This is a genomic window from Peribacillus sp. RS7 (assembly GCF_041956845.1).
Taxonomy (GTDB): Bacteria; Bacillota; Bacilli; order Bacillales; family DSM-1321; genus Peribacillus.
The window spans coordinates 97,315-123,411 of sequence record NZ_CP168136.1 but is presented as its reverse complement, the minus strand read 5'-3'; the positions used below and the strand labels follow the sequence as shown (position 1 = coordinate 123,411).

At 36.6% G+C, this 26,097-nt stretch carries 24 protein-coding genes; 16 read left to right on the top strand and 8 right to left on the bottom strand.

The window, feature by feature from the left end:
* Positions 1-12: 12 nt before the first annotated feature.
* The 3 genes from ACDZ29_RS28195 to ACDZ29_RS28185 form a co-directional block, all read right to left on the bottom strand.
* A complete protein-coding gene (locus ACDZ29_RS28195) occupies positions 13-312 on the bottom strand; it encodes a hypothetical protein (RefSeq protein ID WP_375091258.1) in 300 nt (99 codons plus the stop codon).
* A gap of 1,616 nt (positions 313-1,928) precedes the next feature.
* A complete protein-coding gene (locus tag ACDZ29_RS28190; protein ID WP_375091373.1) occupies positions 1,929-3,911 on the bottom strand; it encodes a collagen-like protein in 1,983 nt (660 codons plus the stop codon).
* Positions 3,902-4,063 carry a hypothetical protein gene (locus ACDZ29_RS28185; protein WP_375091292.1) on the bottom strand — a complete coding sequence of 54 codons (162 nt, stop codon included), beginning with the start codon at positions 4,061-4,063 and terminating at the stop codon, positions 3,902-3,904. Before ACDZ29_RS28185 ends, ACDZ29_RS28190 begins: the two co-directional genes overlap by 10 nt.
* Positions 4,064-5,411: 1,348 nt before the next feature.
* Here ACDZ29_RS28185 and ACDZ29_RS28180 point away from each other — a divergent pair.
* Positions 5,412-6,041 carry a hypothetical protein gene (locus ACDZ29_RS28180; RefSeq protein WP_375091257.1) on the top strand — a complete coding sequence of 210 codons (630 nt, stop codon included), beginning with the start codon at positions 5,412-5,414 and terminating at the stop codon, positions 6,039-6,041.
* 383 nt (positions 6,042-6,424) lie between these two features.
* On the opposite strand, the gene ACDZ29_RS28175 is transcribed toward ACDZ29_RS28180, so the two are convergent.
* Positions 6,425-7,015: a hypothetical protein gene (locus tag ACDZ29_RS28175; RefSeq protein ID WP_375091256.1), complete on the bottom strand. Its 591-nt coding sequence runs from the start codon at positions 7,013-7,015 to the stop codon at positions 6,425-6,427.
* Between the two features lie 208 nt (positions 7,016-7,223).
* Here ACDZ29_RS28175 and ACDZ29_RS28170 point away from each other — a divergent pair, with 208 nt between their 5' ends.
* Positions 7,224-7,820: a hypothetical protein gene (locus ACDZ29_RS28170; RefSeq protein ID WP_375091255.1), complete on the top strand. Its 597-nt coding sequence runs from the start codon at positions 7,224-7,226 to the stop codon at positions 7,818-7,820.
* 34 nt (positions 7,821-7,854) lie between these two features.
* Positions 7,855-8,424: a kinase gene (locus ACDZ29_RS28165; RefSeq protein WP_375091254.1), complete on the top strand. Its 570-nt coding sequence runs from the start codon at positions 7,855-7,857 to the stop codon at positions 8,422-8,424.
* A 65-nt stretch (positions 8,425-8,489) separates the two neighbouring features.
* On the opposite strand, the gene ACDZ29_RS28160 is transcribed toward ACDZ29_RS28165, so the two are convergent.
* From ACDZ29_RS28160 to ACDZ29_RS28145, 4 genes are read right to left on the bottom strand one after another with little or no spacing between them, the layout of a single operon-like run.
* The gene (locus tag ACDZ29_RS28160; protein ID WP_375091253.1) at positions 8,490-9,278 is read right to left on the bottom strand and encodes a HipA family kinase; all 789 of its coding nucleotides are present in this window, start codon (positions 9,276-9,278) and stop codon (positions 8,490-8,492) included.
* A 35-nt stretch (positions 9,279-9,313) separates the two neighbouring features.
* Positions 9,314-10,180 carry a HipA family kinase gene (locus tag ACDZ29_RS28155; RefSeq protein WP_375091252.1) on the bottom strand — a complete coding sequence of 289 codons (867 nt, stop codon included), beginning with the start codon at positions 10,178-10,180 and terminating at the stop codon, positions 9,314-9,316.
* Between the two features lies 1 nt (position 10,181).
* Positions 10,182-11,270, bottom strand: a complete 1,089-nt coding sequence (locus ACDZ29_RS28150) for a glycosyltransferase (RefSeq protein WP_289323176.1) — start codon at positions 11,268-11,270, stop codon at positions 10,182-10,184.
* A complete protein-coding gene (locus ACDZ29_RS28145; RefSeq protein ID WP_375091251.1) occupies positions 11,270-11,743 on the bottom strand; it encodes an NUDIX hydrolase in 474 nt (157 codons plus the stop codon). The genes ACDZ29_RS28150 and ACDZ29_RS28145 overlap by 1 nt, the downstream gene beginning before the upstream one ends.
* A gap of 322 nt (positions 11,744-12,065) precedes the next feature.
* Here ACDZ29_RS28145 and ACDZ29_RS28140 point away from each other — a divergent pair, with 322 nt between their 5' ends.
* The 13 genes from ACDZ29_RS28140 (at position 12,066) to ACDZ29_RS28080 (ending at position 25,236) form a co-directional block, all read left to right on the top strand.
* Entirely contained in the window at positions 12,066-12,662 is a 597-nt protein-coding gene (locus ACDZ29_RS28140) for an RIO1 family regulatory kinase/ATPase (RefSeq protein WP_375091250.1), read from the top strand.
* Positions 12,663-13,039: 377 nt separating this feature from the next.
* Positions 13,040-13,939 (top strand): hypothetical protein, encoded by a 900-nt coding sequence (locus ACDZ29_RS28135; protein WP_375091249.1) that lies wholly within the window; start codon positions 13,040-13,042, stop codon positions 13,937-13,939.
* A gap of 410 nt (positions 13,940-14,349) precedes the next feature.
* Positions 14,350-14,577: a hypothetical protein gene (locus ACDZ29_RS28130; RefSeq protein ID WP_375091248.1), complete on the top strand. Its 228-nt coding sequence runs from the start codon at positions 14,350-14,352 to the stop codon at positions 14,575-14,577.
* 57 nt (positions 14,578-14,634) lie between these two features.
* Entirely contained in the window at positions 14,635-15,600 is a 966-nt protein-coding gene (locus ACDZ29_RS28125) for a glycosyltransferase (RefSeq protein WP_375091247.1), read from the top strand.
* Between the two features lie 42 nt (positions 15,601-15,642).
* Complete coding sequence (gene pseB / locus ACDZ29_RS28120; protein ID WP_375091246.1) at positions 15,643-16,605, top strand: UDP-N-acetylglucosamine 4,6-dehydratase (inverting); 963 nt, start codon at positions 15,643-15,645, stop codon at positions 16,603-16,605.
* Positions 16,606-16,651: 46 nt separating this feature from the next.
* Entirely contained in the window at positions 16,652-17,824 is a 1,173-nt protein-coding gene (pseC, locus tag ACDZ29_RS28115; protein ID WP_375091245.1) for a UDP-4-amino-4,6-dideoxy-N-acetyl-beta-L-altrosamine transaminase, read from the top strand.
* Positions 17,825-17,839: 15 nt separating this feature from the next.
* A complete protein-coding gene (locus ACDZ29_RS28110) occupies positions 17,840-18,610 on the top strand; it encodes a cytidylyltransferase domain-containing protein (protein WP_375091244.1) in 771 nt (256 codons plus the stop codon).
* A 2-nt stretch (positions 18,611-18,612) separates the two neighbouring features.
* Positions 18,613-19,707, top strand: a complete 1,095-nt coding sequence (gene pseG, locus ACDZ29_RS28105; RefSeq protein WP_375091243.1) for a UDP-2,4-diacetamido-2,4,6-trideoxy-beta-L-altropyranose hydrolase — start codon at positions 18,613-18,615, stop codon at positions 19,705-19,707.
* Positions 19,700-20,251: a UDP-4-amino-4,6-dideoxy-N-acetyl-beta-L-altrosamine N-acetyltransferase gene (gene pseH, locus ACDZ29_RS28100; RefSeq protein WP_375091242.1), complete on the top strand. Its 552-nt coding sequence runs from the start codon at positions 19,700-19,702 to the stop codon at positions 20,249-20,251. The genes pseG and pseH overlap by 8 nt, the downstream gene beginning before the upstream one ends.
* Before the next feature lie 4 nt (positions 20,252-20,255).
* Positions 20,256-21,305: a pseudaminic acid synthase gene (gene pseI / locus ACDZ29_RS28095; protein WP_375091241.1), complete on the top strand. Its 1,050-nt coding sequence runs from the start codon at positions 20,256-20,258 to the stop codon at positions 21,303-21,305.
* 168 nt (positions 21,306-21,473) lie between these two features.
* Positions 21,474-22,253 carry a glycosyltransferase family 2 protein gene (locus tag ACDZ29_RS28090; RefSeq protein WP_375091240.1) on the top strand — a complete coding sequence of 260 codons (780 nt, stop codon included), beginning with the start codon at positions 21,474-21,476 and terminating at the stop codon, positions 22,251-22,253.
* On the top strand, positions 22,250-23,653 hold the full coding sequence (locus ACDZ29_RS28085) for a spore coat protein (RefSeq protein ID WP_375091239.1): 1,404 nt from the start codon (positions 22,250-22,252) through the stop codon (positions 23,651-23,653). The genes ACDZ29_RS28090 and ACDZ29_RS28085 overlap by 4 nt, the downstream gene beginning before the upstream one ends.
* A gap of 432 nt (positions 23,654-24,085) precedes the next feature.
* A protein-coding gene (locus tag ACDZ29_RS28080; RefSeq protein WP_370014669.1) for an IS3 family transposase occupies positions 24,086-25,236 on the top strand; the annotation gives its coding sequence in 2 pieces (ribosomal slippage) (positions 24,086-24,335 and positions 24,335-25,236; 1,152 coding nt in all).
* The last annotated feature ends 861 nt before the right edge of the window (positions 25,237-26,097 follow it).

Below are 26,097 nucleotides of genomic sequence, written 5' to 3'. Positions count from 1 at the left end.
AAAAAGAAATAATTAGCTCAAAGTAATCTTAATTTCACCCTGTTCAGTAATTTTGAATGGGGCTAGATTATGTTTTTTTATATAGTTTTGATCTTTCCAGCAACCATCTTCATCCCGCCCCCAATGCGGGCAGGGGAGAGGGACGTCAGCAATTTTATGTTTTTGGAGAATAGTTTTATATTCATTTGAATGTGCGGCTATAAATAAGGCCAAACGGATAATTTGATTACGATCTAGATCAGTCACTTTATATACATTCTCTATATAATTTTTATATACGTCCGGGTATCTTACGGTAGGTCTATACACCAATTTCCTTCCTCCTTTGAAAATAGTATATGGACGTCTGCTGGTTAAAATGCCATTTGGTCAAATATCGATAGTTACAAGAAGTAAGGTTTTATCATGGAAATGAAAGAACAAATTTAGTCTAGTCTGGTTTTTTAGATTGTAATCTAGTCTAGATTAGATTTGACCAATTTTAGTATCTGTAAGATTGTTATGTAAGCCATGGTTTATCCTTATAAAAAGGACAAGTCAGAAAAAAACAGAAGATAAGATCAGGTCTAATTTAGAATGACAATTAGTGGACTAGTTTTTCTGTAATGCAAAATTCACTTGTGTTTCAGCAAATAGTTTCTTGGAGCCCTACGAAAAAATTCCGTAGTTTCAGTCCATTTTCTTTCCTTTTCTAGTTCAAAAAATGTTGGAGGTACTGAGCACTTCGATTAACCTCCGTAAAGATTCCGTGTATTTTAAAATATACCTCGATAGAATATATATAATATATAACATCCCCTAATAGTTTAATACTCACTATTCTTAGTTAGTAGGATTTATTGTTCAATATGTCCAGATTCAAGAATACTAAATCTACCAAAGCTTTCCCCTCTTTTTTGCGAATTTATTGCAATCAATTCCGAATAAACCATGCTTACTATTAACAACAATATCCTTCGTGGCTGTGTAAAATCAATAGCCCAATGCTTTGTAGGCTTAATGGGAAGTATTGTTCTATAAATTGTAATCAACGAACAGGTGCTTTACTTTATAAAAGGAGTTGCTGCAGCAACCTCTCTTATAAAGTAAAGATGCAGGATTGTTGAATAGGATTCAGGATTCATGGAATCCATCCTACAATTTCTAAAATCGTCAATACAATCTCAAAGACAATGAGAATTACAATATCCATTCAACGAAGAGTCTCCTGATCGAATGGCTGATGTTAGAAAGATCATCCATTTATATGGAAATTAAAATTTTGCTTTTCATGATTTTATACCGGTCATTTAATACAAAAAATCCAGCATCCAATTGGAAAAACCTTTGGCTATTGGTTATAAACCAGTGAGTTTCACAATGTCTTTTACATTTAATCGATTCGTGTTTCTACTATTATGTACTCGGAGGGCCTCTTCTATCTTTTTTCTAGGTTGTGAAGGGCGCCCCATGTGTTTACCTCTTTATTCTTTTTCCTAATTAGAGCCATACGATGATAAAACCCACTTAAGTACCTCCTTGAAAATAAATAAGGAGGTATTCTATATGTCAGGTTGTGACCACGATTTTGACCATGGTTTTGGATTTTCTTAAAATCCCCTCCATGTTTATAAAAAGGATAAAGAGAGACTGTATGTGAGGCCATCCGTCTCTAAGAAAATTTGGTACAGGATGGTTTAATCCTGGGTGACGTACATTTTCAGCCCTCTTTCAGATGGTCCAGTCACTCGAGATTCCAAGTAACCACAGAACCCCCCCTCTTTTGCTATATCTATAGACTCTCCAAGGTCTTTTTGATCATAAAATTAAAACCTGTCATATAAATGACAGGTTAATTCCTTAGTTGGGAATATTTCCAACTGCGGCAGTTCATTTCCTGAATCGTTTACCCATCCATGAAATAAAGGGCGTATTACAATGTTGGAGGCTTATGAAGGAGTATAAGATAGACTGGCGCTAAATGAGAGTTGGGTGATATCAGCTGCTGAGGGATCAGACCCTACACGCGTCCTTATACGAATACCAATACGATCACCCTCAGCGACTACTAATGATCCGAGATTTATATTGGTTGCTGTATAGAAAGTACCGGCAGTAACCGTATTACCTGGACCTCCAAAAGTAAGCGAGCTAGTCAGCAGAGTTGTCACGTAAAATGAAGAAAGATGACTAATCCCATCATTAGGAGATGACGGTGCGCGGAAAACTGTAAAATCATATACAAGAGCTGTCACATTTATAGAAGCCACTGAAGCAACCAATAAATCTGCACTTATTTGTAAATTTTGAACGGTTCCATCAAACGGAATTGGGAAAGCAAAACCACCTGCTTCTGGTGGACTAGTTGATTCTCCAGAACCGTCAATAACTTCAACCGTGTTATTACCAAAACCCATTAAAATAGGAGCAGCTGAGACTACTGCAGCACCACTGAGGATAATACCCGTTGAAAATGGAATTAATCCTCCAGATCCTTGAGCACCAGTAGCACCTTGTGGTCCTTGGAATCCTTGAGCACCAGTAGCACCTTGTGGTCCTTGGAATCCTTGAGCACCAGTGGCACCTTGTGGTCCTTGGTCTCCTTGAGGCCCTTGGAATCCTTGAAGTCCCTGAGGTCCCTGAGGTCCTTGAACGCCTTGAGCACCAGTAGCACCTTGTGGCCCTTGGAATCCTTGAGGCCCTTGGAATCCTTGCGGCCCTTGATCGCCTTGAGGCCCTTGGAATCCTTGCGGCCCTTGATCGCCTTGAGGTCCTTGGAATCCTTGCGGCCCTTGGTCGCCTTGAGGTCCTTGGAATCCTTGCGGCCCTTGATCGCCTTGTGGCCCTTGAAATCCTTGCGGCCCTTGATCACCTTGCGGCCCTTGGAATCCTTGCGGTCCTTGATCGCCTTGCGGCCCTTGGAATCCTTGCGGCCCTTGGAATCCTTGCGGCCCTTGATCGCCTTGAGGCCCTTGGAATCCTTGCGGCCCTTGATCGCCTTGAGGTCCTTGGAATCCTTGTGGGCCTTGATCGCCTTGAGGTCCTTGGAATCCTTGTGGGCCTTGGTCGCCTTGCGGGCCTTGGTCGCCTTGTGGGCCTTGGAACCCTTGCGGGCCTTGGTCACCTTGTGGGCCTTGATCCCCTTGTGGGCCTTGGAATCCTTGCGGGCCTTGGTCGCCTTGCGGGCCTTGGTCGCCTTGCGGGCCTTGGTCGCCTTGCGGGCCTTGGTCGCCTTGTGGGCCTTGCGGGCCTTGATCCCCTTGTGGTCCTTGAACCCCTTGTGGTCCTTGGTCGCCTTGCGGACCTTGGTCGCCTTGCGGTCCTTGGTCGCCTTGCGGGCCTTGGTCGCCTTGCGGGCCTTGGTCGCCTTGCGGGCCTTGTGGGCCTTGAGGTCCTTGGTCGCCTTGAGGTCCTTGGTCGCCTTGAGGTCCTTGGTCGCCTTGAGGTCCTTGGTCGCCTTGTGGGCCTTGGTCACCTTGTGGTCCTTGGTCACCTTGCGGGCCTTGGTCACCTTGCGGTCCTTGATCGCCTTGTGGGCCTTGAGTCCCTTGTGGTCCTTGTGGTCCTTGATCGCCTTGTGGTCCTTGAGGCCCTTGCGGTCCTTGATCGCCTTGTGGTCCTTGAGGCCCTTGCGGTCCTTGATCGCCCTGTGGTCCTTGATCGCCTTGCGGACCTTGGTCGCCTTGCGGTCCTTGGTCGCCTTGAGGTCCTTGGTCGCCTTGAGGTCCTTGGTCGCCTTGAGGTCCTTGATCGCCTTGTGGCCCTTGTGGTCCTTGTGGTCCTTGTGGCCCTTGTGGCCCTTGTGGCCCTTGTGTTCCTTGTGGCCCTTGTGTTCCTTGTGACCCTTGTGGTCCTTGAGGCCCTTGTGTTCCTTGTGGTCCTTGAGGCCCTTGCGGTCCTTTTTTATCATTATCAGATACGTTTACTTCCACATTAACGTTTTGCTCGACCTTTTGTTCTTGTTTAGAATCGCATTTGCATTGACTATGTCCGCAATCCTTACATTTGTTATGATCGCATCTGCATTGACTATGTCCGCAATCCTTACATTTGTTATGATCGCATTTGCATTTGCTATGTCCACAATCTTTACATTTTTTATCTTTTTTATCCTTACCCAATTTTGTATCCTCCTTTTCACAAAACATTACTTTATTTTATGAATCTAGAATTTTTCGGATTGGATAAAACCAAATAAAAAACCCCTATTTTAAACACAGAAGATATTTAAATACCTATTCTCACTTGAACAACGGGAAGAAGAGATTGAGGTGACATCTGAGGAAAAACAGGCAGAGATCACATTGCGGATCAAAGAGTCAGAAATTTAGCGGGGAGAGGTAAAGAAGGTAAATCGGACGTTGAAGGATTATGGGGAAAAGAAATCGCACAATTAAAATGTAGATTCATCAAGTTAGGGAGTCAATATAAAACTACTCATAAATTGTAATATTGCTGTCATTTTTAAAATTAGAGCATATTATGTTATGTAAAAACCAATTTAGTATCTCCTTAACACATCAAGAGAGAGTTTCTATATGTCCGGTGGATTCGTCGACGTTACGGCTACTACTATAGATAGTATAGAATAAGCCGACCTGTATTGGTCGGTTTTCTTCAAATTTGATTTCTATTACAAGAGAAACGCTCCATTATGGAATTTAAAATAAGCTAAGGCGCTAAAAAATAGTCAGGTTTGAAGGTGCATTTTATAATTTGTATGCACAAATAAACTTTAGGCTGTTTTAGCTATTGAACCTTCCGTACGTAAAAGTACACTTTTCACAAAGAATAGAGCCTATAATATAAAAAATCGCTGATTTTCTTGAAGTTAATATGCTGTTAAATTGGGTTGAAAAACAGCAAGAAGAACTTCGGAAAGTAAATGAAGAAGGAGAACCTTATAAACATTTAGCAACACGTCAGGATGGAAAGATGCAGGATACCTTGCAGCAGTGCAATATCCTTAGTTGCCTTTTAGAATTATTCGTTTAATCCTTTTTCTAAAGCAAAAGAAATTACCTCTTTTCTTAAAAGTTATGGATTAAACCGCAAAAAAGCCATTTATATAGGCGACGGTTAAGAGATATTAAAGCCTCTAAAAAGAATCAACTTTGTATAGCAACATCTTGGGGATACGATTCTAGAACTCTTAAATGAAGGACATGCAGCCTATAAATATATTGCACAACAGCCGAAAGACATGCATTTTTACAATATATCAGGATTTAAAACAATCTCTTTTAGGTTTACTTCATCCAAAAATGTAGCTAATTTAAGGTTTTAATCAATCTTTTTTCAAAAAATAAGAAAGCACATCCTTTTTTTCGACTTGAAGAAGAATTTGCTTAAGAGTTTTTCGGGGTTGTCCAATCTAATATAATACCAGAATCATATATTATCTCAGAGTTTATAAGGGAGGGGGGATTAATTTGGGTAAAGATAAAAAATGTAAGGATTGTGGACATAGTAAATGTAAATGCAAACATAAAAAATGTAAGGATTGCGGAAAAAGTAAATGCAAATGCGAATCTAAACAAGAACAACAGGTAGATCAAAACGTTGAAGTGATTGTAAACGTACCTGCAGGACCACAAGGTGCTCAAGGACCTCAGGGGGTTCAAGGGCCGCAAGGCGACCAAGGACCAACGGCATTAAAAGCTTTCGGGTCATTACGTGGAGACGCATTCCTACATCCGGTTACTTTGGGTACCAATATTATTTTTTCTTCACCAGGTCCTGCTCTAAACACGATTCCTGATCCGACAACTGATACTATAACTATAGATAATACAGGTGTATATGAGATATCAGCAAGTTTAGAGGTATTATTAGATCCTGGAAACGGCGCTGTATTTTCTCTGGTTAATAATGGTATATTTTTCGGACCTGAATTTAGTGCCTTTATAAGTTCTGCTCCAGGTACTTTTTCTATACTACGTACAGGTATTACAGTGCAATTTACCTTAAATGTTGGAGATATGATTAGTATTCAGGCTACACAGCTTAATAATAATGCAGCATATTCAAATGCTTCTTTAACTGTTATACAAATTCAATAAGGAAAACAGGTCAACGTCCAGCAACAGTTTACAACTTTTGAAGTTTGCAAAAACGCCAATCACTTTTCTATCAAAGGATGGGCGTTTTCCGTTTTTTAAAATTGTTGATAAATCAACGTTTTGATCTTCTTAGGAAAGCCTTACAGCTGCATAAAAAAGAGAACTTTATGCAAATCCCTGTTGAACTACTGGCGGTTAAATAAGGACATTTTCTCTCGAAATGAATGTATGAATTTCTCTTTCTGGATACCAAATAAAAAAAATCATGGACAAGGTTGCTTCTTACCATGGGATTATTTAGGGATTGATGTGCAAGATTGGGGTTAATTACTTGCAAGGGTTTGGTTTATTATTAACTCAAACTTGAAAGTAGCTCGTTGCCTTCACTTGCGCGGCTTTGACAGGAAGTTATTCCATTCGGAATATAGTTCAGAGTCCAAAACTTTGACTTGCCGCAAAAAGGGGTCAATTAATCCTAGTTCGGATAAGGAATCTAAAAGCCGAACCGGTATGGGTTTCCGATCATAAGAATTCGCATGATCTACGACTTTCAGAATCTGCCGATTATCAACAAATATGTGACGAATGACGCAGCGATCTAAATTAGTAAATCCTAAACGATTCATTTCCTTTTTCATATTAACCAGCTGTTGAGTAATAGATTCGGATATCGTTCCTTGTTCCTTAAGATAATCACGTAATGAAGGACCATCGATGTATTCCATAATGATATAATTTGGGCCTGATTCAAAAAACTTCGGCATAAATGGCAAACCTTGACCTTTGATCATCGCCTCTTTTTCCTTCTTAACATTTTTCGGTTTTAAGAATATTTTCACACAACGATCTTCCGTTAACTTGAATACGGCTCCCTGTATCCCTTTGCCTATCAATGGGTATGAAGTCGGATTATTAACAACCAACTCCTCTTCTTTTCCTCTGCGAGTCACAGTAATAGAGCTGAAATCATTCATGCTGTTCTCCTCCTTTTCACTAAAATTTTAGAAATTCACGGGTCAAATATATTTTGAAGAGAAAAGGATCTTATAAATTCATTATATGGTGTCAATGGGACAAGGAAACGGCGCTTGACTATAGCAAACTCTAATCATTTACATAAAATATAGTAAGCTATGGACCTCAATCAAGGAGCCCAATCATATAATAAGGAGTTGATCGATATTGGAGGATTTTAAATCTATTATTGTTTCAAGTGGTAAAAAAACAGTAACCGTTGTTGACAATCCAACATCGTATCCGATGATAGGGAAGGGAAAACAAGGCGCTGTTTTTAAAATTTCTCCTGATCGCTGTGTGAAGATTTTTCCGGACCCAGAACGTTGTCAAAATGAGAGTCAAGCGTTAAGAGCTGCACAGGAAGCGCGCATAGTTCCAAGGCTTTTTGAAGTCGGATCCCATTATATTGTAATGGAGTACATTGACGGTCCTTCTTTAGACCAATTACTTGCATCAAAAGATTTCTTACCGGAAGATATGACGAAGAAAATCCTATTCTTGCTAAAAGAAATGAAACGTTTAAAGTTTACGCGGCTGGACGCAAAATTAAGACACATCTTCGTGAATTCTCAAGAAGAGCTTATAGTAATAGACCATGCGAACTCTTTTATAAAAATTGACTCCGTTCCTACGGAGCTGTTCAAAGATTTGAATGAAAAGGGTCTATTTTCATCATTTTTGGAACAAGTAAAACAAACAGATCCAGAATCCTATATGGAATGGAGAAACTTAGAGAAAAAGAAAAAAAAGGATAAAAAGTAATATCATGATAGGAAATGTGAAGGAGTGATCGAAAGTGGAGGACTTTAAATCTATTAGTGTTACTGAAGGGATTAAAAAAGTAGATGTAATAAAAAATCCAACGTCGTTTCCGCTGATTGGTAAGGGGGCGCAAGGAGCCGTTTTTAAAATTTCTTCAGACAAATGCGTGAAAATTTGTGCAAAACCAGAATATGCCGTTAAAGAGGGGCATGTATTAAAAATTGCACAGAATTCTCCCACAATTCCCCGGCTTTATGAGGTGGGGCAAAACTATATTATTATGGAATATATTGAGGGGCCAACTTTATTCCAGTATTTAGAGTCTGGAGGGGTCCTATCCGAAAAAATAATGAGGCAAATTCTTTTTGTGCTAAATGAAATGAAGCGTTTGAAGTTTACCAGATTGGATGCCGATTTGCGCCACATTATTGTAACAAAGGAAGAGGAATTAAAAGTAATAGATCATTATAGCTCCTATACAAGGGTTCGATACCGGCCAGAGCTGATATTCAAAGGTTTAAAAAAGTTGGGTCTATTACCATTGTTCTTGGAACAGTTAAAAGAAATGGACCCGGAATCCTATATGGAATGGAAAGATTTATAGACAAAATAAGTAACTCCCTTAAAGCTAATAAGGGAGTTACTTTATTCTGTGGGAAAAAACCCACGTTATTTTGGATTGCTATGATGATGGATGATACGATCCACGATATCTGGCAATTTATTTTTCTGTTCTAAAAGAAACTGGTAAAGAGCATCTCTATCCTTCGTACCCACATTCCACTCTTTAGGGATGGATTGGATCACTTCATAGATCGATTCGTTTGGCAAATTCACTATTTTTTCTATAAACGATGTAAGCTCTTTGTGATCATCGAGAAGAGAGAAAGCCCATTTATAAAAAGGCCAGTGGTAGTTATATACCGGTGTTTCACTTAGCGTTTGAGCAGACCATTGGTAGCGACCCGGAAAAACTCTGCCATGATCAATCATATGGACATAATAGCCTCCATCATTGAGAATTTCCAAAATGACATTCATCGTACCTCGGTCAGAATTATTCACCCATTGGTCGAATACCGTTATACCGGCAAGCATATCTCGGTTTTTAACATCCGTCTTAGTGGGAGGATTTACTCTAACATTCTCGAAAACTGTACTGTTTTCAATAAAAAGACAGCCATACTGGTATCCAGAACTATAGTTGAGTTTAGTAGATTGTAATTCAGGAGTCTTCTTGATAAAGTCTTCCGGTATAAATACAAGGTCAAATGGGATAACGGGAAGTGAAAGGAGCTCTGCCAATTTGCCGATCAGGTACTCATTGACTACTTCTTTTTCTCTTCCTTTCTTAGTATCGAACCACTTCACTACATATTCTTTGCCATCACTGAAAAGAATGACATGTGCGGTTCCGCCCCTTAAGGTTTGTACATATTTAACTGGGTATTTTGTCATATCACTTTGTCTCCTTTAGAAATATTTGTCTAGCTCTATTTCTTTTTATTTTTCTTATCTTTTTTATTCTTTACCTTTTTCTCTTTATCTTTTTTATTAACTATATTGCTCTTGTATTGATTGATGAAATTGGCTATAAGATTCGGTAAATGACTTTTCTGTTCTACAAGAAAATTGTACAGCGCTGCACTTTCCTCGTTCGAGACTCCCCACTCTTCAGGGATGGATTGGGTAACTTCATAGATTAATTCGTTTGGAAGGGATACAATTTTATCTACAAACGATATAAATTCTTCTTCATTAAGCATAGAGATGGCCCATCGGTAAGTTTCTTGGTAAGGGATATCATAATTCAGATTCTGAGTAAGCGTTTTTGCAGACCATTGATATCCACCCGGAAAACATATACCATGATCAATCAAATGGACAAAATAGCTGCCATCACTAAGATGTTCCAGAAGTAAATTGCTCATAGTCCGATCGATGTTATTCACCCAAAGATCGAATACCACCATTGCGGCAAGCATATCGTGATTTTTCACTTCCGTCTTGGATGGAAAAGCTTTAACTACTTCATCTGGTACAATACTGTTTTCGATAAATAAACACGCATATTGGCATCCAGAACTGAATTTGTATTTTTTTGAATGTAATTTAGGAGTATTCTTTATGAATTCTTCTGGGATAAATACTAGTTCAAAGGGGACAACAGGAAGGGAAAGAAACATTGCTAATTTACCGACCACATACTCATTTACTACTTCTTTGGCTCTTTTACTCTGAGTACCGTTCCATTTCACTACATATTTTTTACCATCGCTAAAACGAATGACATGAGCCGTTCCACCCACTAAAGTTTGTACAAGCTCAACTGGATATTTGGACTGTCCCATGGTTTCCATGTCAATTAACTCCGTTATTTTTTTCTATTAAGCTGTATAGCCTTTGTTGTTCGATGATTTGCTTATTCAAATCAAAATTTTCATCAATAACCTGTCTTGCACTTCTAGTATATCTTTTCCATACTCTTGGATGACTCAGGAAATATTTTATACCTTGAGCCAATTTTAAATCATCTTTCTCAGGAACAAGGAATCCTGATTTTTTATGCTCAATCAATTCTGGAATCCCTCCGTGAAAGGTGGAGATGACTGGTAAACCGCTTGCCATGGCTTCTTTTAATGCATTTGGAATCCCTTCTACATCGCCATCTTCGCCCGTTTCACTAGCAAGGCAAAAGAGATGGGAATTTCTTAATTCCTTAGAAATTTGGTTGGAATCCATTGGTCCTCTAAGAAAAACGTGTTCGGTTAATTGGTTTTCATCAATGAAAACTCTTATCTTCTCTTCATCTTCTCCTGTCCCAATAATGTGCAGTGTCGTTCTTGGGAATTCCTGATGAATCCGTTGAAAAGCCTTCAAAAGCGTAAGGAATCCTTTTTTCTCGACAAGTCTGGCTACAGACAAGATTCGGATTTCTCCTTCCTTAGGTAAGGAGCGTTGGAAAAATGGGTATAAATCTAAATCTAGACCACCATATAATACATGTATTTTATCTTCTTTAAATCCTAATTTCATTAGTTCATCTGCGAGAAAATGGCAAACTGCAAAACAACCAGCTCCATGTTTTACTAAATTTTGATATCGGAGGACATTTTTGCGAAATCTTCTATATGTTTGAGTGGATGAATCACGTCCTCGAAAATGCACAATCAAAGGAATATCATACTCTATAGCTGTTGGTAAAATATCGATGGAATGTTTCCCTTGATGAGCGTGAATCACAACTACATTTTGCTCCTTAAAGAAGGCTCCAAGGTCTTGAATTTCGTTCAAATTATAATAATGTTCAAATTGATATTGAACATTGTCGCTATTTGGGTAAGGGCCTATTACAATAGGCCGATATTGATCCAACATAATGATCTGATTGTACATAAATCCTTGATTTATTTTAATAGGTTCTCTAATGTAAAAAGCGATTGTCTTCACTATTTCAATCCCTTCCTTCCCTCTAAAATCAAATTTTCGATAAAACTTTGAAATATTTGTCGATCTCGTTCAGTTAAATCTTTCGGAAAGGCGGACCATTTAAAAAATTGAACCTTTTGTATTTCTATATCATCAGGTTTTAAATCCCCGCTGAGTATGTCTTCGGTCACGTAAGCAATGTTGACTGGAAAGTATTGATCACCATTAGCCAGCTTCGTAAAATATTCCTTTCCTGAAAAAACGCCAATTAATTGAAGGTTACCGATATTAATTCCTGTTTCCTCCAAAATTTCACGCCTGCATGCTTCTTCCGCAGATTCTCCTAATTCAATAAAGCCGCCTGGCAATTTCCACATTTTATCGGATTGTACCATCAGAAAACGGCTGTTCTGATCGATAACCAAAACGGTGACCCCTGTAAGTATCAAAGCTCTTGGCCCAACGAGCGCACGTAAATCTTCAATGTATCCCATGTAAAGTCTCCTTTCTGATCAGTTCCTTTCTGGTTATTCCTCTTTTATAGTAAATGCAAATTGGAAAGGATTTGAAACGGACAAGTACATATATTTGTATGTTTTTTGTAAAGTTCTTAATTGTAGTGTATGAGCATAAGACACTGAAGAAATGCTGGGAAAAGGCTTTCCTTAAGTACATTTTTCATCATTAAGAACCCTGTAAAAGAGGGTATGACTTAATTTTGTGAAAAAGTGTGTTATTAACCTAAAGCAACAAATCGATGATTTCATATTATAGATATTAGGGTTATCAAAAAGAAGAAAAGAGGTGGTAGATTAGATGAATGATTTTAAATTAATTAAGGTTGAAAGAATAGAAAAGAACGGTGCAAAAGAGCTTATTATTCATAATCCGACCACATTAAAACTAATTGGGGAAGGAACTCAAGGTGCTGTTTTCCAGTTAGATAGGGATCGTTGCGTAAAGATTTATGTCAATCCAAATGCAGCAACTAAAGAGGGGAAAGCACTTGAAGCAGCGAAGGAAGCTCATATTGTTCCGAGGTTATATGAAGTTGGACCAAACTATGTAATTATGGAGTATTTAAAAGGTCCAAATTTAAAAGATTATTTGAAAGAAATTCAAGATATTCCCGAATCGTTTACAGAACAAATCATAATGATTCGAAAGGAACTAAAGAGAGTTGGATTTATTAGGATCAAGACCTCAATCGGACATTTTGTTGTAACAGAGGGGAATGTGCTGAAAGCAATCGATCATTCAGATGGTCTCACAATGAATGATCCATATAATCCGAAGATGTTTCGTGATCTAAAGAAATTGGGGTTATTGGATAAATTCCTGGAACAAGCAAAGAAAATCGATCCTGAATCATATGAAGACTGGCAGAAAAATATCGATTTCAATGCGATATAGGAAACCTACCCGATAGGATGAAAAAATGGGTGTTTCAAAGGATTTAAGTGGGGCAAGTATGGCATAGGTCAAAAAAACACATGATGAATTCCTCACAAAACCAATTATGTTGTACAAGCAGGGAAATCTAGAAGAGTAAAGTCGAGCCCTTAACGTAGAGGAGTTCGACTTTTTAGGTTGACATCTCTTAGCCATAAAATTTGCGAAATGGGGGTACTGCATTGTTACTCCCATTCGTAAAAGTATACAAACGGATTTGTTACTTCATATAAGATTAATTGTTAACTGCAAATAGCTTGGATTTATAAGTACTTGTCCAATTCAATTTAATGCCAGTTTTTCATAGGATAGTAATTCCTTGGAAAAGAGGTGAAAAAATGAGTAAGGATAAAAAGGATAAAAAATGTTCTGATTGTGGTCAAGGTAAATGTAAATGCGATAAAAAAAAATGTAAGGATTGCGGACATAGTAAATGTAAATGTTCATCTAAACAGGAACAAAAGGTGGAGCAAAACGTTAGAGTGAATGTAATTGTACCAGCTAATGGTAATCAAGGGCCGCAAGGCGTTCAAGGACCTCAAGGGGCTCAAGGACCACAAGGTGACCAAGGACCACAAGGGGTTCAAGGATCACAAGGTGCTCAAGGGGTTCAAGGACCACAAGGCGATCAAGGACCGCAAGGTTTTCAAGGACCACAAGGGGATCAAGGACCGCAAGGGTTCCAAGGACCGCAAGGCGACCAAGGACCGCAAGGGTTCCAAGGACCACAAGGCGACCAAGGACCGCAAGGATTCCAAGGACCACAAGGTGACCAAGGACCACAAGGGGATCAAGGACCACAGGGCCCATTAGGAATTGCAACCATAGGTTTTAACCAAGATCCTTCTTTGTTAACCACAGCACTAACAGCTGGCACAAAGTTCCCCCTTTCAACTACTCCTGTAACTGTTACTGGACTATCACAAGTTTTAATTTTGGGGAATTATACATTTAGCTATGTAATCCCTAATACTAGCTATCAGTTGGGATGGGAATTAATAATTCGACGAAATGGGAATCCTATATACACGTTCCAAAATCAAGATAGATTAACTGGCTTAGCACTAGATAATAATGAGCTAACTAAGCCTATGAATATTAATATCATTGATGCTCCAGGAAATGGAATTTTCACTTATTCGATTGAAATTAGCATTTTCGCTTTAGGCGGAATACCTGAATCTGCACTTTTCAGGGCTAGAAATCGATCAATCCAAGCTATTGTTATACCAACGTAACACCATTTAATTTGGGGTAGAACCACACATCCATCTGTAGAAATAGTGGAAGGTATTTATCTCGCCGTACTCTTCAACAAGGAAAGCTGCCGTGCATTTATGTAGACCTCACACACCTTCATTTTTGTTTTAAAGTAAAAAACCGACCTCTTTCACAGGAGATCGGTTTTTGTCTTTTTGCTCTAATATTCCTATTTTTGGATTTTGGTTTGTGTGTGCCCTCACATGCTCGTCCTCTTATGAATACATTACCAAGAAACAAAAAGTAAAGTCCCCCATCTAAGGACACTATTTTGAATTTTATAAGACCGGGCTAGAAACTGATGTTTATCGTTTCTTTTTCATAAACCTATTTTAGTCTCCTCATATCGTGTCTAGTTATTATGGAATATAAAAAAGGAGTGATAATAATGTTTTTTTCTAAAAAAGACTGTTTATGTGAATTACTAGGAAAATATACAGGGCAAAACGTTACTATACGAACAAAGTCTGGCGACATTATAGAGGGGGAGCTAAAAAAGGTGAATGATTGCGTCGTGCAAATTTTGGAAGAAGAATTGATTTCACCATTAATGGAAACTCAATTAACAGCATTACGTTGTGAAGACATAGAATCGTTTTCAGTAACCTTGCCTTGATATGTTGTTCTTAAGGTTTTATATTTTCCCCTTTTCAAGAAAGAGGAGTATTTTTTTATGAAAATCTTACTGATTTCATCTGGCTATAGGGGTATATACCCTTATTTTGAACAAGCAATAGAAGAAGCATTTATGTTCTTTGATCATACCATTACTAAAATAAACCCAGTGTACACTCAAGAAACAATTGAAAAGGTCAAAGAATTTATACCAGATTTAATCATTACACTGGTTGGTTATAAGGTAGATAAACAATTAATGGAGTTCTTAAAAAAAAGTGGTTCAATTTTAAGTATTTGGTTAACAGAAGATCCTTTTTATATTGATAGCTCAATTGAAGTAGTTAAGGAGTATGATTATGTATTTACAATAGATTTAGGGGCTTTTGAGTTTTATAAAAAGAAGTTTCCCGAAAAAAACTTTTTCCACCTTCCTTTAGGGACAGATCCTATCCTATATCAACCTTCTGCTACTCCTAACAAGTATGTATATGACTTATGTCTCGTTGGCTATCCATACCCAGAAAGGATTGAATTAGTAAAACATATTCTAAATCATACACATCATGGTTTGATTCTTGTTGGGCCTCGGTGGAGAAAATATATAGCAAACAGTAATAACGCAGAAAAATTGACTATTATCAATAAATGGGTTGTTCCTGAATTTGTAAGAAACCTATTTAATTGTTCAAAAATTATTTTGAACCCTCATCGTACTTACGACTTTGAAAAAAATATAAATACACTTGGTATTGAAAGTAAAAGTGTAAATAATAGAACCTTTGATATCGCAGCCTGTGGTGGCTTTCAACTAATTCCTAATAAACCAGATTTAGATATGCATTTTAATGTTTCTAATGAAATTGTTTCCTATGCAAATAATGATCATTGTATAGAATTGATTAATCATTTTCTGAATAACGAAAAGGCAAGAAGTCAATATAGTAAAAATGCAAAAGAAAGGGTTTTGAATGGTCATACCTTTTTTCATAGAATTCAATTTATCCTAGAGAAAATATTATGATACTTTCAATTAATCAAAAAAAGTAAAAAAGAGGGGGAAGGTATGTTTTATTTGAAAGGTAAAACAATCTTGGTAACTGGTGGTACGGGTTCGTTTGGGAAAAAATTTGTCAGTAAGGTATTGGAGATGGATGTTAAGAAAGTCATTATATTCAGTCGGGATGAATTAAAGCAATATGAAATGGCTCAGGAGTATACTGATCCCAGAATTCGCTTTTTTATAGGGGATGTACGAGATAAAGAGAGATTATTTCGTGCATTTGACGGTGTCGATGTTGTAATTCATGCTGCTGCCTTAAAACATGTGGGTGTTTGTGAATATAATCCGTTTGAAGCCATTAAGACAAATATCAATGGTGCCCAAAATATTATTGAGGCAGCTATTGACAGAGGGGTAGAAAAAGTCATAGCTTTAAGCACTGATAAAGCCGCAAGCCCGGTTAATCTATATGGGGCAACAAAATTAGCGTCAGATAAATTATTTGTTGCAGCAAATTCGTATGCTGGAAATAAGAAGACTCGTTTTAGTGTGGTTCGTTATGGGAATGTCGTTGGCAGTCGGGGTAGTGTAGTTCCATTTTTTAAGAAAATTAGAGCTACTGGTAAAATACCGATTACAGATGAGCGTATGACACGATTCTGGATTACATTAGATCAAGGTGTACAGTTTGTTATTGATAACCTCCATAGAATGAAAGGCGGAGAAATTTTCGTTCCGAAAATTCCTAGTATGAAAGTTACGGATCTAGCAATAGCGATTGCTCCGGAATGTGAAGTTGAGTTTAAGGGTATTCGCCCAGGTGAAAAATTACATGAAGCGATGATAACCGAAGATGATGCTCGTCGGACATTAGACTACGGCACATACTATGTAATCCAACCGGAATTTCCGTGGTGGAATGCTGAATCTTCCAAAGGTGGAAAGCCATTGCCTGATGGTTTTAGCTATGTAAGCAACACGAATGATCAATGGCTATCTGTCGAAGAGTTAAGAAACCTAGTATGAGATTCATAGTACTTAGTTAATAAAAAGAGGAAGGAGGGAGGCTATATTGAATAATAGACCAATTAGAGATACTTATCTTCCTTACGGACGACAATGGATCGATGATGAAGATATCGATTCGGTTGTTAATGTTTTAAAAGGAGATTATCTTACTACTGGTCCTTACGTCTCAAACTTTGAACGGGATATAGCTGATTATGTAGGAGCAAAGTATGCTGTAACGTTCTCCAATGGAACGGCAGCTCTACATGGCGCATGCTTTGCAGCCGGTATAGGTGAAGGGGACGAAGTAATTACAACCCCCTTAACGTTTGCAGCTAGTGCAAACTGTGTTTTATATCAAGGTGGACAGCCAGTTTTTGCTGATATTGATGAAAAAACATATAATATCGATCCAAAAGATATTGAGCGGAAGATTACCAATAAAACAAAGGCAATTATCCCTGTTCATTTTACGGGATCACCTGCTTCAATGGACGAAATACATGATATTGCAACAAAACATAATTTAATTATTATTGAAGATGCAGCACATGCATTAGGGGCAACATATAAACAGAAAAAGATAGGTTCGGATAGCGATATGACCATGTTTAGTTTTCACCCTGTTAAACATATTACGTCCGGTGAAGGTGGCATCATTACAACTAATAATAAAGAGTATTATGACAAGCTAATACAATTCCGTTCGCATGGAATCACTCGTGATTCTGGCAAAATGTTTGAAAATCATGGCCCTTGGTATTATGAGATGCATTTTTTGGGTTATAACTATCGGATGACAGATATGCAGGCAGCCCTTGCATCTAGCCAGTTAAAGAAATTAGATGCATTTTTGGGTTTACGAAAGAAATATGTCTCGATGTATAATCAGGCGTTTAAAAAAATTAGTGCAATTACTATTCCGTATCAAAATGAGGAAAGTAGTTCAAGCTGGCATTTGTATGTCATTCGGCTTCAATTAGAGCAATTAACAGGAAATAGAAAGGATATATTCAACGCCTTGGTTCAAGAAAATATTGGGGTGAATGTGCATTATATTCCGGTTTACTTTTTACCGTATTATCAAGGGTTAGGTTTTCAAAAGGGACTTTGTCCAAATGCTGAAAAGCTGTATGAAGAAGTCCTTACATTACCCCTTTTTCCAGCAATGACAGAAAATGATGTACTCGACGTTATTAATGCTGTGTATAAGGTTATCACCCATTACTCTAGTTGATTAGAAGGTGATTCTTTGAAGGTAGTAGCTATTATTCAAGCAAGAATGGGATCAACAAGGTTACCAGGGAAGGTCATGAAGGAAGTTTTAGGTAAACCTTTGCTTGAATATCAAATTGAAAGTGTAAGAAGGTCCAAATTAATCAATAAAATAGTTGTGGCAACAACTACAAAGGAAACGGAACAGCCAATTGTTGATCTATGTGAAAGATTATCGGTAGACTATTTTCGAGGTTCGGAAGATGATGTTTTAATGAGATTTTTTGAAGCATCAAATAAATACGAAGCCGAAGTGGTGGTTCGCCTTACATCAGATTGCCCGTTAATCGATCCTAATATTATTGATAAAGTCATATATGAATACCTATCGAATATAAGTCTGTACGATTATATTTCAAATACGATCGAAAGAACTTATCCTCGTGGATTCGATGTTGAGGTGTTCTCCAAAAGGGCACTAGAACAATCGTATAAAGAAGCAATAGATACTGTTTATCGTGAACATGTTACACCTTATATTCATCATCATCCTGATAAGTTTAAATTAGCATGTGTTAAACATCATATCGATTTAAGCCCTTTTCGCTTAACCGTTGATACGGAAGAAGATTTAGTGTTGATTAAACTATTAATTAACAGTCTTTATGAAAAGAATAAAAAATATTTTACATTCGAAGATATTATTAATTTGTTACAAGATAAACCTGAGTGGGTATTAATAAATTCCCATATTGAACAAAAGAAAGTATCGAAAAGTAAAATATGTAATTCAGAATTAGAGGATTAAATATGAATGTATTTATACGTGTTGATGCCTCAATTGACATTGGAGTAGGGCATGTTACGAGATGTTTAGCTCTTGCAGGAAGGTTAAGAAGACAAGGTAACAGTGTCAGTTTTATTTGTAGAGAACATAACGGAAATTTATGTGATTTTATCGAAATAAACGGATATAAAGTTTTAAGACTTCCAGCTTCTCAAGTGAATGTCAAAATTCCAAATTACACGCAACATTCTAAATGGTTAGGTGTTCCAATGAGTGTTGATGCTATTCAAACAAAAAAATTACTAAGGAAGGGCCCCGTTGATTTGTTAATTGTCGATCATTATGCAATTAACGAAGTCTGGGAACGAAATCTTAGAGAAATTTCAAATAAAATTTTGGTTATTGATGATTTGGCGGACCGTAAGCATGATTGTGATTTTTTAATAGATCAAAATTATTTTGAGGATTATCCAAGTCGTTATGATTCTCTTGTACCACCACATTGTAAAACGTTTTTAGGACCGAGTTACGTCTTGTTGAGAGATGAGTTTTATGACCAGTGGAGAAAGCAGAGGATACGAAGTGGCTCTGTGAAACGGATTGTAATTTTTTTTGGTGGAATCGATCAAACGAATGAAACTGGAAAAGCTCTAGCCACTTTTCTAAAAATGGGCCGTAATGACATCCAAGTAGATGTTATTGTTGGTCGGTCTAACCTTCATAAAACTGAGCTTGCATCAATTTGCAAACAGTATGATTTTCTGCATTTTTATTGCCAAGTGACTAATATCGCCGAATTGATGTGTCAAGCTGATCTGTCAATTGGGGCAGGTGGAACCACTACATGGGAACGGTGTTTTCTTAGTTTGCCTTCTATAGTGTGGAGTGTTGCCGATAATCAAGTGGAAATTTGTAAAACTCTAGGGAGAAAAAAAATTATTAAATATTTAGGGGAAAAGGAAACGCTTGAACAGACATTTTTAACGCAACAATTGGCAAACTTAATAGGAAATGAAGTCGAACGAAATGAAATGTCAAGATTATCATATCTTTTAATGAAAGATAATATTGTAAACCAGCAAACAATGATAAAAGAAATAGTGAGATTGGATGAATAGTATGGACTTTTGTTTAAGGGAATTATCAGAAAGAGATAAGGAAATGATCTTTAACTGGAGAAATACGGAGCATATTCGTATGAACATGTATAATGATCAACCAATTGCCTATGAAGATCATAGTCGATGGTTTGAAGATATGCTGGAAAATCAAAAGGATTATTATCGACTTTTTATTTATCAGCAAAAACCATTGGGTCTCATCTCTTTTAAGAATATTAACCATCAAAATCAATCTTGTGTCTGGGGATTTTATATTGGAGAAAGTAATGCACCTAAAGGATCGGGTACGATAATGGGGTGTTTAGGATTAGATTACGCCTTTCATTGTTTATTCATGAGAAAAATTGTTGGTGAAGTCTTGTCATTTAATGAAAAAAGTGAAAGGTTTCATCTGAAATTAGGATTTAAGTATGAGGAGATTTATAAAAACAAAATTAGCAGAGAAGATCAGTTTATCGATGTAATCAGTTTTGGATTACAAAAAGAAGTGTGGGAAATGCATAAAGGGAAATTAAACTTGAATTTTACAGCAGAGGCGTGATCACATGAATGATATCAATCTTGAAGGAAGATTGATTGGACCTAATCATCCTCCTTTTATTATAGCGGAAATGTCAGGAAATCATAATCAATCTTTGGAACGTGCTTTAGAAATAGTTGAATCTGCAGCTAAAGCTGGCGTCCATGCATTGAAAATACAAACCTATACTGCCGATACAATGACATTGAATATAGATAATAAAGAATTTAAAATTGAAGATAAAAATAGTTTATGGAATGAAAATAACCTCTACAAACTTTATCAACAAGCCTATACTCCGTGGGAGTGGCATAAGCCCATTTTTGAAAGATGCAGAAAACTGGGACTTATCCCCTTTAGCACTCCATTTGATGAAACAGCCGTTGATTTCCTTGAAGATTTAAACCCACCTATGTATAAAATAGCCTCGTTTGAAAACAATGATATCCCCCTTATTAAAAAGGTTGCTTCAACAGGCAAGCCAATGATTATATCTACAGGCATGGCAACTCTGGCTGAGTTAGATGAAACGGTTCGTTCGGCAAGAGATGCTGGGTGTAAAAATATTATTCTTTTAAAATGTACGAGTACTTATCCAGCTTCACCTAAAAATACAAACATATCGATGATTCCACACATGCAAGAGCTTTTCAACTGCCAAATAGGGTTATCTGATCATACGATGGGTACTGCCGTTTCTGTTGCAAGTGTTGCACTTGGCGCGACTGTTATTGAAAAGCATTTTACTACATCTCGAGCCGATGGTGGTGTGGACGCTGCTTTTTCTATGGAACCGAATGAAATGCAGGCTTTAGTAGTAGATACTGAAAAAGCCTGGCAAGCTTTGGGGCATATAACTTATGGTCCAACTGAAGAAGAGCATAAATCAATGAAATTTAGAAGATCAATCTATATTGTAAAGGACATAAAGGCCGGAGACATTTTGACAAAAGAAAATTTAAGGGTCATAAGACCAGGTTATGGATTAGCCCCTAAATATTACGAACATTTATTGGGGAAAAAGGTAGATAAAGAAATAAAAGCAGGTACCCCAGCGGATTGGAGTTTTTTATAGTATTTGTAAATAGGAATTCCTTGCAGGAGATGCTTTTTTTGCGGCCCTCCTGTTTTAAAAATGCCCGATCGTGTTTATCATCCACTCACAGTCTCCCATATAACAGTTGTGCTCTTGATAGTTTACATTCCTGATGAATCAAATACCTTATATAGAGGAGGAAATTTTTTGCCAAAAGTTACGGTAATATTAACAAGTTTTAATAAACAAGAATATGTGTCGGATTCTATTCGTTCAATTTTAGACCAAACTTATCAGGATTTTGAATTGTTTATTATGGATGATAATTCAAATGACGAAACTAGAAGTGTTATTGAACCATTTTTAAATGATGAAAGAGTAAAATTTTTCAAGAGTGATATTCAAACAATCGAGGAAAGGGTAGAGAAAACGAGATATGCGGTTTTAATCAATAAAGCACTAGAATTAGCACAGGGAGAGTATGTTACTTATGCTACGGATGATAATGTTCACCACAGGCAGAAAATTGAGCAGATGGTAGAGTACTTAGATAAACAAACTAATGCAATGGTAGTATACTCAGCATCAAAAACGTTTCATCTAAATGAGAAGGGGGAAATTACCAACCAGATTGTCAGACCCGCAAAATCAGTTTCATGGATTGCCTCTTGTATGACCGACCATTGTTCCATTATGCACCGAATGTCCATTCTTCCTAAAATAAAAGAAACCTTTGATTCATATTGGGATGAGGATCCTCAATTTTATAGAATAGGCGATGCTAGGTTCTTTTGGAGGATCAATCACTTTTGGCCATTTTATCCCATTAATGAAATTCTTGATTTTAATTATATTACTCCTAAATCTATCCATGCTCAATTATTTAATGATACCCCAAATGATTTTTCAAAAATGTTACCCCCACAAAGAACTTGTAAAGAACTGAGAGAATCCATTAGAGCATATAGACGGAGGGAGGGAGGATGAACACCTACTTATCAAACTATTGGACACTTTATCAGGAGTTTGTTGAAACATTTAATCATCTAAAATTCAGGGAAATCCCTATTGTGTTGTTAACTAACTTTTATCAACAAATTGATAACGAACTTAAAATCAAAATGGAGAATAAAGACTTTCAGACAAATTTAAAATCACCTAAATTGAATCAGGAGATGATCCAACCATTATTTGAAAAATGGCTTGAAAAAATTAGGGTACCTTTAAAGTCTAATAATGGGAAAATTTTAATCAACTCTGATTATACTCGAATTCCTGAATTAACTTATAATAAATGGTTTAATCCCAATGAAACGATTATTCTTTCTCGTTCAAAAAGTTCAAATATTTTTGGGATCCCAAGCGAAAGTATTGCAAAATATGAAGAGAAAAATATTAAGGGTTCGGAAGAAATTGTAAAAAATGCTACCATCTTATTCGAAAAGTATAAAAATCATCCGGCCTTTGGTAATGAATTCTTTCAACAAACATTTCTAAATCGAATTCCCTTAATCGTGAAAACCCTTAGTACAGTATTTAACCTTTTTGATAAACTTGATATTTCCTCTGTCGTTGTGGGGACTACTGAAGATATGCAAAGTCGAGCTCTTTCTATTATTGGCTCAATGCGAGGTATCAAAAGTATCTGTTTACAGCACGGGATATTAATGGGGGAAGAAGCGTTTATGCCAGTCTTTACAACATTCGTTGGGGTCTATGGCGATTATGAGAAAAGATGGTATTCGAAAAGAGGACTAACCATAAATCGAATATCTGAATTAGGTCATCCTAAATTTGATGAGATTTTTACAAATTCTAGGACGGACAAAGAAACCTTTTTTAAAAAGTATGAACTTGACCCTAATAAGCAAACCTTATTAGTAATCACTGGGCCGCAACTAGATTTTATTAAGTTAGAAACTCTAATTAAGAATCTTTTAGATAACCCAAATTTCCAAATAATAATAAAACCCCATCCGTGGGAGATGGGAAAGAAGAAATATGGAGTTTATTTAGAACTTGAAAAAAAATACAAATCAATTAAAGTCTACACTTCAAGAGAAAATAACCTATACGAATTAATTTCTCATGTCGACGGTGTGGTTTCTTCACTATCTACAGTCGTTTTAGAAAGTATATTACTTAATAAACCTGTATTTATTTATAACTTTTTAAATAGTAATCGAACATACGATTATTTCGACAAATTAGGTGATTATATACAAACAGATCCTAATCAACTTACCAAAGTTTTGAATAATTATTTTATTTCTAGCGATCATAAAGCTATATATGAAAATATTAGAAACCAGTATTTATCCGACTCTTATAACGACGGATTTTCTGGGAAGAAATTAATCGATTTAATTAATCAGTCTAACATATGAGTGCACGGTGATTAGCTAAACAGCATGACTTTATATCCATACATGTACCAGATCCATGACCTGCATTATCAGTAAGACACACCTATTATCCTATGTGTGGCAAGGAAAAATGTCATGCTGAAATATATTTTATTTCTGTTAGCAAAGTAATGCTCATTACAAGAGAGAACCAATGTTACTATTGAAGAAGTGATGAATAATTTCTAGCTATTGGAATGTTTAAAGACGAAAATAAAATAGTTTAATAAATAAGAAAAAGTTAACTTTTTATCACACCTCCCAGGAGGTTTTTTGTCGTTTTGTCACTAGTCAAACTATCAAAAGATTACTTGTTGTATTGAGTTGTGTTAAATGTCTAATTGGAGTTAGTATAGTTTCATGGACACATTTTAGTTAAGTCCTTACAATGATTTTTGAGAGGATGTGTCCGTCTTGGAACGTAAGAATACAGGTAAAAAATACAATAATGAATTCAAGAAGACTATTGTAGATCTTTATCACTCGGGTAATTCGGTCAAAGAATTAAGCGGCGAATATGGCGTATCAGAAGTTACCATTTATAAATGGGTTAAAGAATTTACTCCAATCGGTTTAGGGGAAGAGTCCATGACTCCAAAGGAATTAGCCGCCATTCAAAAGGAAAACCTTCGGTTAAAGCAAGAAGTTGAAATCTTAAAAAAGGCTATGGCCATATTCGCGAAAAAGTAACCGAAACAGATCTTACCGAGTTTATTGAGGAACACAAGAAACAATATCCCGTACAGAAGATGTGTGAAATACTAGAAATCCCAAGAAGCAGCCATTATCAGTCCCTTCAAATAGTCGTATCAAATCGCGAACAGGAAAACCAAGAACTCACGAAGGAAATTCATCTCATTTACCTGGAAAGCAAGGGACGATATGGGGCTCCAAAGATTCATGAAAGCTTATTAACCAAAGGGTTTTCCCTAAGTCTAAAGCGTGTTCAACGCTTAATGAGCAAGGCGAGAATTCGTTCTATTACTAAGAAAAAATACCGTCCCTATCCATCTAAAGAAAAGGTTATTCAATTGGATAATTTGTTAAAACGAGACTTCACTACTCAGACCATTAATGAGAAATGGGTAGCAGATATTACGTATATCCATACGTTAAAAGACGGATGGTGTTATTTAGCTTCGGTATTAGACCTTCATTCTAAGAAAATAGTAGGGTATTCATTTTCTCGTTCAATGACGACAGAACTGGTCATAAAAGCTTTCAATAACGCACACCTATCACAAAAGCCCTCGGAGGGCTTAGTTCTTCATACCGATCTTGGCTCACAATATACAAGCAGTGAGTTTACTCAACATATCCAAAACCATCATATTAAGCAATCCTTTAGTCAGAAAGGTTGCCCGTACGATAATGCCTGTATTGAATCCTTTCATGCCCTATTAAAGAAGGAAGAAGTCAACCACGTACAATATCTAGACTATCAAACAGCTAAATTAGCGATGTTCCAATTTATTGAAGGTTGGTATAACCGAAAAAGAATTCACAGCAGCTTGGGTTATCAAACCCCACAAGCCATTGAAGATCGAATTAGGAATACAGCTTAAGATTTAACTTTTTAGTGTCCAAAATATTGACTCAAATCCAAATATTAAACTACCAATAATAGTTCTTATGCAAACTTAACACAAAAACAGTCTATCTTCCCTTCTTACATCCTCTTTATAAAATAAAATAATCGGGCTAGATCTTCATAAGATTCAAAGCTGTATTAAATATATTTAATTGAATTTTTCTATAATAATAGTGTTACTGTCAGAGTGAAACTGGAAACAAAGGTAAACTAAGCTTCAACTTAACTTATTCGAAGCCATTTCTAAAAATCATGCTTTCCAACGCAAACAAAAGGCAGGGACTCGCTTCCCTTATTATGTTTCTGAAGATCATCATTATCAATGGATAATGGGAATAGAAGAACAGGATTCTGTTGTAGATGTCGTCAACCATAAGTATGATTTTAATGCTATCTCAAGAATCATCCAAGAGAACATAAGGGCTTTATAAGAGGGTTCGAAATTTATCGAGCATATAAGTCATTTTGGTCTTTCTCGAAGGTTGGTTTATAACATTGGAAAAATATAAAGATGATAAGCAGCAAATTCATAGGTTTTTAATAAAATAATTGATTATTCTAAAAAGAGGAACAAGTCAAAACTGGATGTTCCCGCTTTTGATCTATTTCTTTATAAAAAGATGATAAGAAACAAAACGTGAATTAGATGTAAAAACATTAGACATCATCTATTGAAAGTCTGTATAGATGTCTGAATAAATTACTTGCAAATCTATTATTAAATCTCGACCTTTTTTCATACCTTCAGTCCTTAAAACCATTTTCGAAACGGATCTTTTAAGAGCGGGCCACTTAATTAAAGTTCTAAATTCATCAAAAATCCCTCTGAATATGA